The organism is Streptomyces sp. NPDC088725, assembly GCF_044751305.1.
GTDB lineage: Bacteria > Actinomycetota > Actinomycetes > Streptomycetales > Streptomycetaceae > Streptomyces.
The window spans coordinates 719,135-733,371 of sequence record NZ_JBIVLO010000001.1 but is presented as its reverse complement, the minus strand read 5'-3'; the positions used below and the strand labels follow the sequence as shown (position 1 = coordinate 733,371).

Below are 14,237 nucleotides of genomic sequence, written 5' to 3'. Positions count from 1 at the left end.
AGAAGCGGGATTCACAGAAGAGAGGGACCATGTGTCTGGCAGTTCCGGGGCGTGTCCTCAGTACCGCCGAGGTCGACGGCACCTTGATGGCGGAGGTGGACTTCGGTGGGGTGCGCAAAGAGGTGTGTCTCCAGTACATCCCCGATGTGACGGTCGGTGAGTACGTGGTCGTCCATGTCGGATTCGCCATTCAACGCCTCGACGAACAGTCGGCCGTGGAGACACTGGCCAACTTCGAGAAGCTCGGACTCCTGGCGGAGGAGTTCGGCGACGGATCGGAATTCGTCCCCGCACAGGTGGAGTTGACAGAAGGAGTCGAGCGTTGAAATACCTGGACGAGTTCAGCGACCCCGACCTGGCGAAGAAACTGCTCGACCAGATCCACGCCGCCGCCACCCGGCGGTGGACCATGATGGAGGTCTGCGGCGGCCAGACCCACTCGATCATCCGGCACGGCATCGACCAGCTGCTGCCCGACAGCGTCGAGATGATCCACGGCCCCGGCTGTCCCGTCTGTGTGACCCCCCTGGAGATCATCGACCGGGCGCTGGCGATCGCCGCCCGTCCCGACGTCATCTTCTGCTCCTTCGGAGACATGCTGCGGGTGCCGGGCAGCGGCCAGGACCTGTTCTCCGTCAAGAGCGCGGGCGGCGATGTCCGGGTGGTGTACTCACCGCTCGACGCGCTGAAACTGGCGCGCGAGAACCCGGACCGCGAAGTCGTCTTCTTCGGGATCGGCTTCGAGACCACCGCGCCCGCCAACGCGATGACCGTCTACCAGGCCAAGCGGCTGAGCGTACGGAACTTCTCGATGCTGGTGTCGCACGTCCTGGTGCCGCCCGCGATGGCGGCCATCATGGAGTCCCCCACCTGCCGGGTGCAGGCGTTCCTCGCGGCGGGCCATGTGTGCAGTGTGATGGGCACCGCGCAGTACCCGCCCCTGGCGGAGAAATACGGTGTCCCCATCGTGGTCACGGGCTTCGAGCCGCTGGACATCCTCGAAGGCATCCGCCAGACGGTGGTGCAGCTCGAAGAGGGCCGTCACGAAGTGGAGAACGCCTACACCCGCGCGGTACGTCCCGAGGGAAACATCCCAGCGATGGACATGCTCCGGGACGTCTTCGAAGTGACCGACCGCACCTGGCGCGGCATCGGGCTCATCCCCGGGAGCGGCTGGCAACTCTCGCGGAAGTACTCGGCCTTCGACGCCGAGAACCGGTTCGACGTGACCGGCATCCGCACCGACGAGTCACCGCTGTGCAGGTCGGGCGACGTACTCCAGGGGTTCATCAAGCCGCACGAGTGCGCCGCGTTCGGCAAGGAATGCACACCGCGCAAACCACTGGGCGCCACCATGGTCTCGTCCGAAGGCGCCTGCGCCGCCTATTACACCTACCGCCGACTGGAACTGGTCGATTCGAAGTGACCGACGCACTGCACCACATCTCGCCACAGCGCGACGTACCGGCAAAGCCCGCCGACGGCCTCGACTTCGAGGGCTGGGTCTGCCCCGTACCCCTGCGGGAAACGCCATCGATCGTGATGGGCCACGGCGGCGGCGGAGCCATGTCGGGCGAGCTGATCGAGCATCTGTTCCTGCCCTCGTACGGAGCGGCGGCCGCGTCCGAGCTGGGCGACTCCGCCGTCGTCACGGTGGGCAAGGGCACCCGACTCGCCTTCTCCACCGACTCGTTCGTGGTGAAGCCGATGTTCTTCCCCGGCGGCTGCATCGGTGATCTGGCGGTGAACGGTACGGTCAACGACCTGGCGATGTCCGGCGCGGTACCCCTCTTCCTCTCCGCCGCGTTCATCCTCCAGGAGGGCACCGGCATCGCCGGCCTCGGCCGGATCGCCCGCGCCATGGGCGCGGCCGCGCAGGCCGCCGGCGTGCGGCTGGTCACCGGTGACACCAAAGTCGTGGACAGCGGCAGCGGGGACGGTGTCTACATCAACACCTCGGGCATCGGTGTGGTTCCGGACGGTGTGGACATCGGTCCGCGCCGCGCGCTCCCCGGTGACGCCGTCATCGTCAGCGGCGACATCGGCGTGCACGGGGTGGCGGTCATGAGCTGCCGGGAGGGGCTGGAGTTCGGCACCACCGTGGAGAGCGACACCGCGCCTCTGCACGGGCTGGTGGCCGCCATGCTCGACACCGGAGCCGACGTGCGCGTCCTGCGTGATCCGACGCGCGGTGGCGTCTCCGCGTCGCTCAACGAGATCGCCCGCGCCTCGGGGATCGGCATCGAACTGGTCGAGCGGGCACTGCCCGTTCCGGATTCCGTGCGCGACGCGTGCAGCCTGCTCGGGCTCGATCCGCTCCAGGTCGCGAACGAGGGGAAGCTGCTGGCGATCGTGCCGTCCGACTCCGCCGACCAGGTGCTCGACGCCCTGCGGGCGCATCCTCTCGGCCGGTCGGCGTGCCGGATCGGCACCTGCGTACCGGACCACTCGGGGATGGTGGTCGCCAGGACCGCGCTCGGTGGGAGCCGCGTGGTCGCTCTTCCGATCGGCGAACAGCTCCCGAGGATCTGCTGAATGAGCGCGCGAGGAGCGCTTCTGTTCGCGCGGTACGCCTATCCGCCCAACGAACTCGGCTACTGCGGGCCCGCCGACGCGGCGGCCCTGCTTCGGCCCGACGCCACCGACGGCATCGAGCAACGGGCGCGCGAGTTCGAAGGCGCCTGGTCCTACCTGGAGTTCATCGCGGAAACGGCCGGGATCCCCGACCCGCTGGACGAGCGGGTGGTCGAGGCGTACTGGATCGGCAACGACCTGCTGGACCGTGTCGATCCGGTGGCGCTGCTGGCGCGTATGCGTGAACGGTTCCGCGGCCAACTCGGCGGCACCTGGCGCGAGTCGGGCGACCGCGCCCTCGCCCATCACAGTTTCCAGGTGTTCGAGGTCTATCCGTGGGCCCGCCTGCTGGGCGCGGGCGGCAACCCGACCGCGCTGTCGGTGCTCGACCGGTGCCGTATCCGTACGGGTCTGGTCCTCCACGTCGACGGTGAGGCGGCGACCGTGCGTTCCCGCCCGCTGACGTGGGACGGGACGATGATGTCGGCCGGCCCGTGGCAGGAGGAGGCGGTGCGCTGGTCGACCGGTGGCATGTCTCTCCTCGACGACCTGTCTCCCGGTGACCGGGTGGCGCTGCACTGGGACTGGGTCTGCGACCTGCTCACCGAGGAGCAGGCCACCCGGATCGAGACACTGGAAGCACGGCAGAGAGCAGGGCTCGGCGACGGTGTTCTCCAGGTCCACGGGACGACGTGGTGACGATGCCGTACCCGCGCCGGGTTGCCGCGTTTCGCTGACGGTCACAGGCGTGAACGCGGGGGCCCGACCAGGGCTTCGGTGTGCGGCCGGTACGGTGACCGCGTCACCAACCGCACAACGAGGAGACGTACATGGCTGACATCGAAGCACTCAGGGCGGCGTTCGACGAGTTCGATCTCGACAAGGACGGCGCCGTCACGGCGTCCGAGTTCCGGAGTGTGATGGCGAGTCTTGGCAACAGGGACATGACGGAGGAGGAGGCCCAGAAGATTCTCGACGTCGCCGACACCGACGGTGACGGCCGGATGACCTGGGACGAGTTCGTCGCCCTGCGGACGAGCTGAGAGCGGCGCAGCAGCGTATCGCGGGGGCGCCGTCACGCGGCGCGGTGACGCGGGCGAGGAGGCCCGGGGCACGGTCCGCCGCCGACGGGCCGACGGCGGCGGCGCCCGCCCGGCCCCGCATGACGGTACGTGGCCGAGCACGTACGTTCCGCAGCGGATCTCACAGTCCGGGGCCGCCGTGGACCATGTGCAGTCCGGGGCCGCCGTGGACCATGTACTGGTCGAGCAGTTTCGCCCGCGTTGCCTCAAGCCGGTGTGCCAGGATTTCGGCCACGGAACAGGCCAGCGCGAAGCCCATACCGGGGTCGCTCTCGCACAGGGCCTGGACCGCCGCGGCCTCGAATTCGTAGGCGCGTACCAGGCTGAACGCTTCGGCTCCGAAGTGCCACTCGTGCGGGGAGAACAGCCAGGACCAGCCGAGCAGGTCGCCGGCACCGAGCATCTCGACCGTCGCGTGCCCCCGGTCAGGAACGTACAGATCGATCGCCACGGTGCCGGTGTGAATGATCCAGAACCGGTCCGCGGAGCTGCCCTCTTCGAAGATCCTGGTGTCCGCCGGGAAAGAGACGTCGCGGGCCAGGTCCATCAGAAGCGCACCGTGGCTCCGCGGCAGCGCGGTCGTCAGGCGTGTCGTGGAAGTCATGATGGACAACCTCCTCGCTGAGTGTCCCGCAGGACGTCGTCACAGCGGCCTCCCCGGAGGCGCCGGGGTTTCACCTGCGGCTCTTCGTGTGCGCCATCGGCACGGGCTTGTACGTCGGCCAGGTCGCGAGCAAGACGGGTCAGACGGCCACACTTACGATCGTATCCCCGCGACGCGGTGTACTCCGAACGTCGTTCCAGGAGCGGCGCGGAGATGTCACGCCGTGCGCCGGTCTTCCGCGGCGGCGAACCGGCCGGACGGCCGGAGGCGAAGGCTCCCGCTCCGAGGACGGAGAGCAGTATCCAGCCGGCCGCGCAGACGAATCCCGCGGCCGGTGATACGGCGGTGCACAGGACGCCGACGACCACGGTGGCCACAACGTCGCCGGCCGCCTGGGCGGCGCCGAGGACGCCGAATCCACTGCCTCGCAGCCGGTCCGGCAGGAGTGGGGCGACCAGCGCGGACTCCGCGGTTTCCGCGCAGCCGATTCCGGCCCCGGCGAGGCAGAAGAAGATCAGCAGGACCCACCAGGAACGGGACCCGGCGGCGAAACCGGCGTAGGCCAGAACGTAGAGCGCCGCTCCGGTGGCGAAGACGACGCGCGGGCCCGCGCGGTCGATCCAGTGGCCTCCCGCATAGCCGACGAATGCGCCGACGGCGTTGTGGGCCGCGTAGACCAGGATGGCCAGGGAGGACGCGGCGGTTGGACCAGCGGCGCGAGCAGGCTGTCCTTCGCCGACGAGGGCAGCCCGCGGGACGTCCAGGCGACGGCGCGCAGGACGCCCACCTGCCACACCGCGGAGGCGAAACCGATGGCGCCCGTGGCTGTCACCGTGCCCAGATACCCGCCACTGGCCATACGGCGCCGCCGCCGCGGGCCATTGGCCAGCGGGCCGCCGACGAGCTTGGTGACACCGATGAGCGAGTCGCTGATGCCTTCGATCAGCCCGAGCGAGGCGGCGGAACCGTGCAGGACGCGCGTCACAAAACCGGGAAGGCCGCGGTCACTATCTCGTGTTCGGAGTCGGAGAAGAAACTCGTCACTCCGACGCCGCCCACCCCGGTGGTCGGGTTCCTCTTCCTGTCCGGCATCGTCCGCACAACGGCAACCGCACGCTCGGCTCCGGGCCCATGCAGCTCTCTGTGCCTGAGGTGCGTCTTCCTGTGACCGGCCGCCGGGCGGGAATCGCACCTGGGGCCTGTCCGGTGGACCTTCGCGGACCCGGAACGCCCGGCACGGCACCTCGCCGCGTCGTCGGAGGCATCCACATACGTCCGGGCCATCAACAAAGATGACCCTCCGCCTTGCGGTGCACTACACCAGACGCCCCGCGCCGATCCACGAAGATCCGCCGGACAGGCCCTAGTTGGCACCGCCGAAGCATTCTCGGCCGGGCTGACCTGCTGAAGGGTAGTAACAGGCGCGTAAGTTGGACGGCCGCGGAGCGGCGATCATGGTGGTGGCGATCAGTTCCGGCTCCGTTGACCCGATCGTTCTGACGGCGCTCTGGGGGTGCGCGTCGGGCCCGGTGATCCTGAGCTGGAAGCCTGAGTGGGTTGGCCAGGCACGGATCCATCCGGCTTCGCAACTGGAGCTGAGCCGGATTTCGAGCCGGGTGCCGTCGGCTGCCGTGTGAAGGGCCAGGGTGGTCGGATCCTCGCAGGCCGTGGTGCGGGGGTCCCGACCTTCGCAGGCCTGAAGTCGGCATACGGGCGGGCGGCCGGCCGGCGACCGGGCGGCGGTTCGGGATGCGTGGATGACGGCGGCGGGCGTGATCATCGTTGCGCACAGAAGGAAGACCGCGGCCGCCGCGGTTTTGGGGCGTGCGGAGACGAACACGGATGCGACCCGCAGTGCGGCGCGTGGATGCCTGACGAGCCGTGAGGAGCGTGTGCGGTGCAGTAGGGCGGCGGCGTCCGTCACCGCAGCCTTCTGGTTCGCGCTGTCAGAACTGACATGCCCGCGTCTGCTCCAGACCGCGTCCGCGACCTCCCACTGCGCCAGGATTCGCGCCCCGCTCTCCTGCGTTGCCCGGCACAGGGCTTCGACGGCGTGACGCGGTGGGAACTGCTTACCATTCAGATACCGCTCCCAGGACGACCTGCTGACCGCTGTCACCTTTGCCAGCTCGGCCAGGCTCAGGCAACTGCGGTCCTTGAGATCACGCAGGCCGGTGACCAGTTGCGCCCATGCGGCGGGCAGCGTCCGGGGCAACTCCCGCCAATGGTCCGCTCCCTGTGGAGATTCCATTGTCTGTGCTCCTCCGACGTTCTTTTCATTCCACGTGGCGCAGCAGCGCCCAGGTCTGCTCTCCGACGATCCCGTCAGCAGTCATGTGACCTCGCTGCTGCAGCAGCTTGACCTGGGCTTCCGTGCGTTTGCCGTAGTACCCGTCCGTGTCGCCGGGGGAGAGTTCGTGGCGCAGGAGAAGGCACTGCACCTCGGCAGCGTCGGGGCCCGTGCTGTTGAGCAGGACCAGGCGGGAAACGGTGCTGCTGTTTCCGGCGAACAGCACGTCATCCCGCCGGGTGTAGACGCACGTGTACCGGCCGACCCCCCCTGCCCCTCGCCCGTCCGCCGGCGTGTGGGGGCGGCCGGGGGTGGAGACCAGCCAGATCGAGGTCACCGCGGAAACCAGCAGCGCGGCCGCGGCGGCGGACAGGAACCCGACCCGGATCTTCGGTTCTCCGGGTTGCCGCTCGCAACCTGCCGCGACGCCCTCGGCCTTGGCGGCGGCGGTCCACGTCTGTTCCGCGGCGTCCCGCAACGCCAGTATGGGTGCGGGATCAGCGTCGGCCAGCTGCGTCAAGGCCTCGACCGCTGCCGCCGGTGGTAGCGCTTTTCCGTTGAGATACCGCTCCCACGACGAAACGCTGAAAGGTGTCTTGGCTTGGAGTGACGTCAAGCTCAGCCCACTGTGATCCTTGAGCCGCCGCAACCGCACCACAAGCTGCCGCCCCGTCGGATCCAGCGACCCGCGCAACTCCTTCCACCTCATGATGCCTCCGCACGCACCCGTCCTTGAGGCCAACTCGCCCTGCCATGAGTCTCCTCTACCCGGGCCACCCGGGTGCGGGGATTTGCCCGCCCGCCCCCTTCCAGGTGCTCGGTTCGCGCCATCAACGCGCACCGGCACGGTCCCAGCAGCCCCAGAGCATGTCTATGTCCGTCACATCCCTGCAGGTCACAGGCTGGGACGTCCCGAGACGTCCCGAGACGTCCAGCCGGCCTGGCCGCATGTCCCGCCGTCCAGCAAGCTCGTCACCAAGCCCGAAAGAAAGGTGTTTGGGATGATCAATAAGCGCACATGCGCCACATACGCTGCCGTCGGAGCCATGGCTCTCGGAGTTCTCGGCGCAACACCCGCCTCGGCCACGCCGAGCGAGACGGCCGCCGTCTCCGCGCAGCCGCACGCGGCACAGAGCCGCTGTCTGGTATGGCACAAGACGACCACCAACTACTCCGGCTTGACGGCGGGTTACTCCTGGGCCTGGACGGTCGTTGTCTCCCCGGGAGCGACTGGAGACCGGGTGAAGGAAATCCAGTGCCTGACGGACTACCACGGCGACGGCCCCAGCGCGCTCGACGGAAGCTACGGGCCTGACACCAAGGCGGCCGTGAAGCGATCCCAGAAGCGGTGCGGCTTGAAGCAGGACGGCATCGTCGGCCCGGACACCTGGCGCTGCCTGCGGGACGCCTGAGGTCCTCGGGGCAGTGGCCGGGCCATAGCCGGTCACTGCCCCGATCCGCATCTTCCAGGGCGAACGCGCCCCGCGGCCCGATTACTTGACACGGCTGCATGCGGGCTGCGTCATTTCTCGACCGGCACCAGGAACAGCCGCACCTGGTGCCGGATCACCGCTACGGAACGTTCACCACGGATGCTCGCACCGGACAGGGGGCGGTGGAGCATCCGTCACCCGTGTGTTCGCCGCTTTGCGGGTTCTCCTGTTACCGGCACGACACGGCGGCCGTCAGCGCGCCGAGGACACCTCGAACGGCTGGAATCCGTGGCGTCGCAGGACGAGCGGGACCAGCAGGGTCAGGGCCTCGGTCGCGCGCGGGCGGTGGTGACGTCGCCGAGTGTGACGCCGTTTCGGGCAAGGGCGAGCTTGCGGGCCGGGCCGCCGACGACGCGGCCGGTGCCGAGGATGCCGATTGGGGGCATGGCGGTGTGCTCCTTGGATGTTCGTCGGCTGATCAGGCGAGATCAGGCGATGGGCGACAGGATCTCGACGGCGGCGGCGTGAATACCCGGGGCCGCGGCCGAGGAAGTCGTGGCTGGTCAGGCTCCAGGCTTCGCCGCCGGTGTCGGTGGCGGTACCGCCGGACCCGGCGACCAGCAGGGCCCCGGACACCAGACCGGAACGGACATCGGAGAACTGCCAGAAGGCATCCGCCCGATCGGCGGCGACGTGGATGAGCGGCAAGCGCATGCTCATAAGGCAGGGATGCGCCAGAGGCAAACGTTTGTACAGATGCGATGCCCTGCGCCGGGGCGCGGAGCGGTCTGGCCGGAAGGTACTGGACAACGCGCCGAGCTATTCAGATCCACATGCGTCCAGGTAACTTTTGATCTTACAAGAGTGCACTGGCAATTATCTGTTGGGGGATCTAGCGTCGAAGACGTCGGACCGGAAAGGCTGGTCCGCCTCGCGCGAACGAGGTCCTGTCATGCCCCTCACCTCTGCTCCGGGCCTTGCCGGTGCCATCACAGAGGCGCGGCCACCTGGGTGGTCGACGAGGCCCCAACGTCGTGAGTCCCACCCCGAACCGCGTTACCAACGAGGGCGGATGACGGCCCGTCGAGGCGCGGAGTGCGACGTCGGCCGCACGCACGGCCTGCCCGGGCGGACGGACGAGTCCGACGCCGATACGCGACGGGCGACGCGGTTCCGCCCGTCGCACGCCGGCCGTGGCCGACACGACTTCCACCTGCCCGCGACGCGGGCACGCGCCTGAACGGCGCGGCCACGAACGAGTCGGCGAAGACGTATCGGGACGCCGCATTCCTGGTCACCGACCCGGACGGACAGGACTTGACCAGTGCGTCGGCCACGCGGCCCCACACAGTGCCGCTGTGTGCGAGCGCGCCTCCATTCTCTTGACGCGGCAGGCGGCATGTCAGCGGGATCGGCATCTCGCCCGGACGCCCCACCCTGATGCGTCGTCGCTCCCCGGCCCTGCCTCGCACGCCCGGACCACACAGGTTCGCCAACTCCCCTGCCTGGCCTGCCTCGACCGAATACCCATCCACCGCACGCGAAGGAATTTGCCATGCACCTGACCATTCTTGCCGCCTCCGGTGCCACCGGCCTCGCGCTCACCCGCCAGGCGCTTGAACGCGGACACACCGTCACCGCCATCGCCCGCACTCCCGCGCGCGTCACCGTCCCCGACAACCCGCGCCTGACCCGCGTAGCCGCCGACGTGCGCGACTCCGAGTCGATTGCCAACGCGCTGCGCGGGAGCAAGGTCGTTCTCTCGGCTCTCGGCGTGGCCGACGGCGACAAGGCCGGTGCCCTGACGGCCGGCGCCCACGCCGTGACCAGCGCCGGGCCGGAGCGGATCGTGTGGCTCGGCTCCTACGGCACTGGACCCTCCGCCCAGGCCGCCGGGCTCGCCACCCGCACGCTCCTCAAGGCGCTCGGCGCGAAGTTGGCGGACAAGGTCACCGCCGACACCCTCGTACTCGATGCCGGAGGCACGGTCTTCCACGCCGGACCGCTCTCGGACGGGCCGCTCAGCCCGCAGTGGTGCACGGTCGGCCTCGACAACGCGCCGAAGCGTTTCTTCCCCGCCCGCGTGAGCAGGGACACCGTGGCCGCGGCCATGCTGGACGAAGCGGAGAATCCCCGCCACGCGGGACGGGTCGCCATCCCCCTGGACCTCTGACCGGACGCCGGGAGAACGAGATCATGACCACCCTGGAATCCCTCTCCGACCAGCTCGCGATCGCCGAAGCCGTCGCCCGGCTCGCGACCACCCAGGACGCGCACGACTGGGCGGGCCTGCGCGCCCTGCTGACCGAGCGGGTCCACCTCGACCTCAGCAGGCACCTCGACGTCCCGGCGGTCGAAGTGAGCGCCGACGACTTCACCAGCCGGGCGCGCGCCGTCGCCGAAGGCTTCACCGTCACCCACCACCTCACCTCGAATCTCGTCATCGACCTCGCCGGCACCCAAGCAACGTGCAGCGCGCACGTCCTGGCGTACCACTACCTCGCCGACCGGCCCGCTGCCGGCACGCAGATCTGCGTCATGCGCGGCACCTGGGACCTGCGGATGCGCAAGACCGGCACACGCTGGCTGATCGAGCGGATCGCCGTGACCAGGACCGCCCCGCTCGAAGGCAACGCACACCTCTACACCCATGCCGCGACGGCCAAGCGCTCCAGCTGAGCACCGCTCCGCGCACGCCCCGGCAGACGGCACGCACCGGCCCGGCCCGGCCACCGCCGCCCCGCGCCCCGAGGCGCCCGGTTGCCCACCTGGCCCGCGAACACGGCACGGCCCCCTCGCGAGGGCCCTCGCCCTCCGACCCGCACCTCAGCGGCGCGCCGATTCCGCCCCGCGCCGCCCCCTCACCCCGACAAGGAGACATCCCTTGACGTGCATCAGCCCCGAGGCAGCCGATCCGTACGCCGCGCTGCTCCCCGAGGTCATCGCCCTGGCCCAGAGCTCCGGAGCGCGCATCCGCGAGCTGTTCACCCCCGGTGCCCGCATCCTCGACCGCACCACGCTCCTGGCCGCCTACGAGCGGGTCGAAGCGGTATCCGCCGAGGGGCTGCGCGAGGCCCTCGCGCTCCTGCGTCCCGGGGCCCGGTGGCTTGACGACGATCCGGAGTCCCACCGCTCCACCGAGACGAGAGCGGGTGAATGGTGGGTCGTGGACGGAGTCGAAGGAGCGGTCAACTTCATCCACGGCGTACCCGAGTTCTCCGTGAACATCACCCTGCTGCTCGACAACCTGCCCGTGCTCGCCGTGGTCCACCAGCCCGTCGAGGACCACACCTACAGCGCGGTCCACGGCCATGGCGCCACGCTCAACGGCAAGCCGGTCGCCGGGTCCGACAAGACCGACCTCGCCATGTCGATCGTCACGACCAGCCAGGCGGGCGGCACCGCGGACCTCAACCGGCGTACCGCCGCCGCGATCAACACCATGTTCGATCACGCCCTCGCCGTACGCCAGACGGTGCCGAGCACCTTCCCGCTGCTGGCCGTCGCCGCCGGCCACCACGACCTCTTCTGGCGTTTCGGCCCCGACCTCCCCGCTGTCGCTCCCGGAGCCCTGATAGCGGCCCAGGCCGGCGCCACCGTCACCGACCTGCACGGGAACCCGTGGACCGCCGGCAGCACCGACATCGTCGTCGCCCCGCCCGCCCTGCACCCGACCGCGCTCGCGCTCCTGCGCGACCCCCAGGCGGCGCTCGACGCCTGAGCGACTGCCGGCCGCCCGGCGCGTACGGCGGCTGCCCCACACCGGGCGGCCGCCGATCTCCGGAGCAGCCCGGCGCGTGGGCACTGTGCCGGTCCAGGTTCGCCCCCTCGGACGGCCCACCGAGCCGCGGTGAGGGTTTGCAGAGGCTTCTCTGCAGATACTCCTATGCAGAGAAACCTCTGCAACATACGCTGTTGGCATGCCGGAACGCACTCCCCAGCCCGCCAAGCCCTCCCGGCGCCTCGACGCACGCAGCCTGCGGGGGCTGGCCCATCCGCTGCGGATGAACATCTTTGAATTGCTCAGTCTGGACGGCCCCGCCACTGCCACCGGGCTCGCCGAACGCCTCGGAGAGAACACCGGCACCATCAGTTGGCATGTGCGCCACCTCGCCGAGCACGGCTTCATCGAGGAGGAAACCGGACGGGGCACGAAACGCGAGCGCTGGTGGAGAAGAGCCGACGTCACGAATGAACTGAACACCGCCGATTTCCGCGACGATCCCGACACTCGGGGCGTGCTCTCGGTCTACCTGCACGAACTGGTGCAGCAACACTTCAGCCGGGTCGTGAACTACATCAGCGAGGACTGGGACGACACGTGGCGGAGCGCCGGCACCGTCGCGGACTGGAGCGAGCTGCGGATGACTCCGGCTCAGCTGGGTTCGCTCAACGCGGAGTTGATGGCTGTCATCGCCCGCCACACTCCCGCCCCGGATACCGAGCCCTCCCCGGACGCGCTCCCCGTCGTCGTGCAGCTCCAGTCCTTCCCCCGCAAGGACCGTGGCACCGCGTGAGCCAGGGCATACGCGGCGGTCTCCTGCGCCGCCATCGCGATTTCCGCCTGCTGTGGTGCGGCGAGACCGCCGGAAAGTTCGGTGCATCCGTCACCGGGGTGGCGATGCCACTGGTTGCCATCTCCACCTTGCACGCCGGCACGTTCGAAGTCGGCCTGCTGAGCGCAGCCGCCTGGGCCCCTTGGATGATCATCGGTCTCCCGGTCGGCGTCTGGGTGGACCGGCTGCGACGCAGACCGGTCATGCTGACCGCGGCCGCGGTCTCCTTCCTGCTCTTCGCCGGTGTCCCGTTCGCCGCGTGGTCCGGCTGGTTGAGTATCGGACTACTGCTGGCCGTCGCCCTGCTGACGGGCACGTCAGCAGTCTTCTTCCAGACCGCCTACAGTGCCTATCTCCCCAGCATTCTGGAACCCGATGACCAGCCCGAGGGCAACGCCAAACTGCACGGCAGCGCGTCCGCCGCGCAGATCGCCGGGCTCGGCTCCGGCGGCCTGATCGCACAGTTGGCAGGTGCGGTGAACGGGATGTTCGCCAACGCCGCGACCTTCCTCGTCTCGCTCCTCTGCCTCTCGGGCGTCCGGCATCGCGAGCCACGCGTCACCAGAACCGAACACCGCCCCGCTTCACTGGTCGGTGAAGTCCGGGAAGGCCTGCGGCTGATCGCCGTCGACCCCTGGTTTCGCACGCTCACACTCTTCGGAGCCGCCTCCAACCTGGCCCTTATGGGGTACCAGTCGATCCAGGTGGTCTTCCTGGTCCGGAGCGTCGGCCTGACCCCGGGGACGGTCGGCGCGCTCATCGCGGCCACCAGCGCCGGAGGCGTGGCCGGGGCATTCGCCGCGCGCCGGGTCGCGCACCGGATCGGCACGGCCCGCGCGACGCTGGTGTTCGAACTGGGACTTCCGATGCTCGGTCTGCTCATCCCGCTGACCGTCGGCGGGGCCGGGACCCTGCTCTTTGTGACAGGCGGCTTCAGCGTCTCCGCGGGCGTCGTGGCCGGCAACATCATCAAGGTGAGCTTCCAGCAACGCTACTGCCCGCCGGATCTCCTCGGTCGTCTCACCGCGAGCACCGCATTCCTCAGCTACGGAACGATCCCCCTCGGAGCACTGCTCGGCGGCACGCTCGGAACCACACTCGGCCTCCGCACCGCCATGGCCATCACGACAGCGGGGATCCCGCTCGCCGCACTGATCCTGGTCTTCTCCCCGATCCGGCGTTCGCGAGACCTGCCGACGTCCCGCCGGCCGACGAGTAATGCCGAACTCCCGCTGGATTCCGATGGCGAGTCGGCCCTGCCTCGTCTTTGACCACGACCGCACCGGGCGATCGCCCCTCGGAACCGAACCGCCGGATCCGGCCGCCCACGAGAATCCCGCAGGGGGCTCGGCCAACGCCCGGCACCGCTCGCCGGTCTGCACCATGGCGCGGTACCGCAGGTGTCGCGCCGAGGAAGCGAAGAAGCCGGCCGCTTCGAGTGCCGGCCGTATCGGCCTGTCGTTCCTGGTCCGGCCAGGAGACCCGATCGGCTGTTGGTCACGTGGTTGGTCACGCCAGAGCCCGGAAAGCAGAAAAACCCCAGATCAACTGGGGTTTCCACTGGTGTCCGAGGGGGGACTTGAACCCCCACGCCCGATAAAGGGCACTAGCACCTCAAGCTAGCGCGTCTGCCATTCCGCCACCCGGACGAGTGGTCGAACCGCGGGTTTCCCCGCGGCGACACCTCAACAATACCAG

The 14,237-nt window shown here is 69.4% G+C and carries 16 protein-coding genes and 1 tRNA gene; 11 read left to right on the top strand and 6 right to left on the bottom strand.

What is annotated here, in order from left to right; translation table 11 throughout:
• Positions 1-29 precede the first annotated feature (29 nt).
• The 5 genes from ACIP6N_RS03120 (at position 30) to ACIP6N_RS03100 (ending at position 3,617) form a co-directional block, all read left to right on the top strand.
• On the top strand, positions 30-326 hold the full coding sequence (locus tag ACIP6N_RS03120; RefSeq protein ID WP_401812374.1) for a HypC/HybG/HupF family hydrogenase formation chaperone: 297 nt from the start codon (positions 30-32) through the stop codon (positions 324-326).
• Positions 323-1,426, top strand: a complete 1,104-nt coding sequence (gene hypD, locus ACIP6N_RS03115) for a hydrogenase formation protein HypD (protein WP_401812372.1) — start codon at positions 323-325, stop codon at positions 1,424-1,426. Before ACIP6N_RS03120 ends, hypD begins: the two co-directional genes overlap by 4 nt.
• Before the next feature lie 116 nt (positions 1,427-1,542).
• A complete protein-coding gene (gene hypE, locus ACIP6N_RS03110; RefSeq protein ID WP_401812635.1) occupies positions 1,543-2,535 on the top strand; it encodes a hydrogenase expression/formation protein HypE in 993 nt (330 codons plus the stop codon).
• A complete protein-coding gene (locus tag ACIP6N_RS03105; protein WP_401812370.1) occupies positions 2,536-3,273 on the top strand; it encodes a DUF6390 family protein in 738 nt (245 codons plus the stop codon). It begins immediately after the preceding gene.
• A 131-nt stretch (positions 3,274-3,404) separates the two neighbouring features.
• Positions 3,405-3,617: an EF-hand domain-containing protein gene (locus tag ACIP6N_RS03100; protein ID WP_401812369.1), complete on the top strand. Its 213-nt coding sequence runs from the start codon at positions 3,405-3,407 to the stop codon at positions 3,615-3,617.
• A 160-nt stretch (positions 3,618-3,777) separates the two neighbouring features.
• Here the strand turns inward: ACIP6N_RS03100 and ACIP6N_RS03095 are convergent, their stop codons facing one another.
• From ACIP6N_RS03095 to ACIP6N_RS03080, 4 genes are all read right to left on the bottom strand, one after another.
• The gene (locus tag ACIP6N_RS03095; RefSeq protein ID WP_401812367.1) at positions 3,778-4,260 is read right to left on the bottom strand and encodes a cyclic nucleotide-binding domain-containing protein; all 483 of its coding nucleotides are present in this window, start codon (positions 4,258-4,260) and stop codon (positions 3,778-3,780) included.
• A complete protein-coding gene (locus ACIP6N_RS03090) occupies positions 4,257-5,054 on the bottom strand; it encodes an MFS transporter (RefSeq protein ID WP_401812366.1) in 798 nt (265 codons plus the stop codon). The genes ACIP6N_RS03095 and ACIP6N_RS03090 overlap by 4 nt, the downstream gene beginning before the upstream one ends.
• Positions 5,055-5,623: 569 nt before the next feature.
• Positions 5,624-6,511 carry a helix-turn-helix domain-containing protein gene (locus ACIP6N_RS03085; protein WP_401812365.1) on the bottom strand — a complete coding sequence of 296 codons (888 nt, stop codon included), beginning with the start codon at positions 6,509-6,511 and terminating at the stop codon, positions 5,624-5,626.
• A gap of 25 nt (positions 6,512-6,536) precedes the next feature.
• Positions 6,537-7,259 carry a peptidoglycan-binding protein gene (locus ACIP6N_RS03080; RefSeq protein WP_401812364.1) on the bottom strand — a complete coding sequence of 241 codons (723 nt, stop codon included), beginning with the start codon at positions 7,257-7,259 and terminating at the stop codon, positions 6,537-6,539.
• Positions 7,260-7,596: 337 nt separating this feature from the next.
• Here ACIP6N_RS03080 and ACIP6N_RS03075 point away from each other — a divergent pair, with 337 nt between their 5' ends.
• Entirely contained in the window at positions 7,597-7,962 is a 366-nt protein-coding gene (locus ACIP6N_RS03075) for a peptidoglycan-binding protein (RefSeq protein WP_401812362.1), read from the top strand.
• Between the two features lie 341 nt (positions 7,963-8,303).
• On the opposite strand, the gene ACIP6N_RS03070 is transcribed toward ACIP6N_RS03075, so the two are convergent.
• Positions 8,304-8,429, bottom strand: a complete 126-nt coding sequence (locus ACIP6N_RS03070; protein ID WP_401812361.1) for a hypothetical protein — start codon at positions 8,427-8,429, stop codon at positions 8,304-8,306.
• A gap of 1,109 nt (positions 8,430-9,538) precedes the next feature.
• Here ACIP6N_RS03070 and ACIP6N_RS03065 point away from each other — a divergent pair.
• The 5 genes from ACIP6N_RS03065 (at position 9,539) to ACIP6N_RS03045 (ending at position 13,810) form a co-directional block, all read left to right on the top strand.
• On the top strand, positions 9,539-10,156 hold the full coding sequence (locus ACIP6N_RS03065) for an NAD(P)-dependent oxidoreductase (protein WP_401812360.1): 618 nt from the start codon (positions 9,539-9,541) through the stop codon (positions 10,154-10,156).
• Between the two features lie 23 nt (positions 10,157-10,179).
• A complete protein-coding gene (locus tag ACIP6N_RS03060; RefSeq protein WP_401812358.1) occupies positions 10,180-10,662 on the top strand; it encodes a nuclear transport factor 2 family protein in 483 nt (160 codons plus the stop codon).
• 205 nt (positions 10,663-10,867) lie between these two features.
• The gene (locus ACIP6N_RS03055; RefSeq protein WP_401812357.1) at positions 10,868-11,704 is read left to right on the top strand and encodes an inositol monophosphatase family protein; all 837 of its coding nucleotides are present in this window, start codon (positions 10,868-10,870) and stop codon (positions 11,702-11,704) included.
• Positions 11,705-11,903: 199 nt separating this feature from the next.
• Positions 11,904-12,500, top strand: a complete 597-nt coding sequence (locus ACIP6N_RS03050) for an ArsR/SmtB family transcription factor (RefSeq protein ID WP_401812356.1) — start codon at positions 11,904-11,906, stop codon at positions 12,498-12,500.
• On the top strand, positions 12,497-13,810 hold the full coding sequence (locus ACIP6N_RS03045) for an MFS transporter (RefSeq protein ID WP_401812355.1): 1,314 nt from the start codon (positions 12,497-12,499) through the stop codon (positions 13,808-13,810). Before ACIP6N_RS03050 ends, ACIP6N_RS03045 begins: the two co-directional genes overlap by 4 nt.
• Before the next feature lie 290 nt (positions 13,811-14,100).
• Here ACIP6N_RS03045 and ACIP6N_RS03040 read toward each other — a convergent pair.
• Positions 14,101-14,188, bottom strand: a tRNA-Leu gene (locus tag ACIP6N_RS03040).
• Between the last annotated feature and the right edge of the window lie 49 nt (positions 14,189-14,237).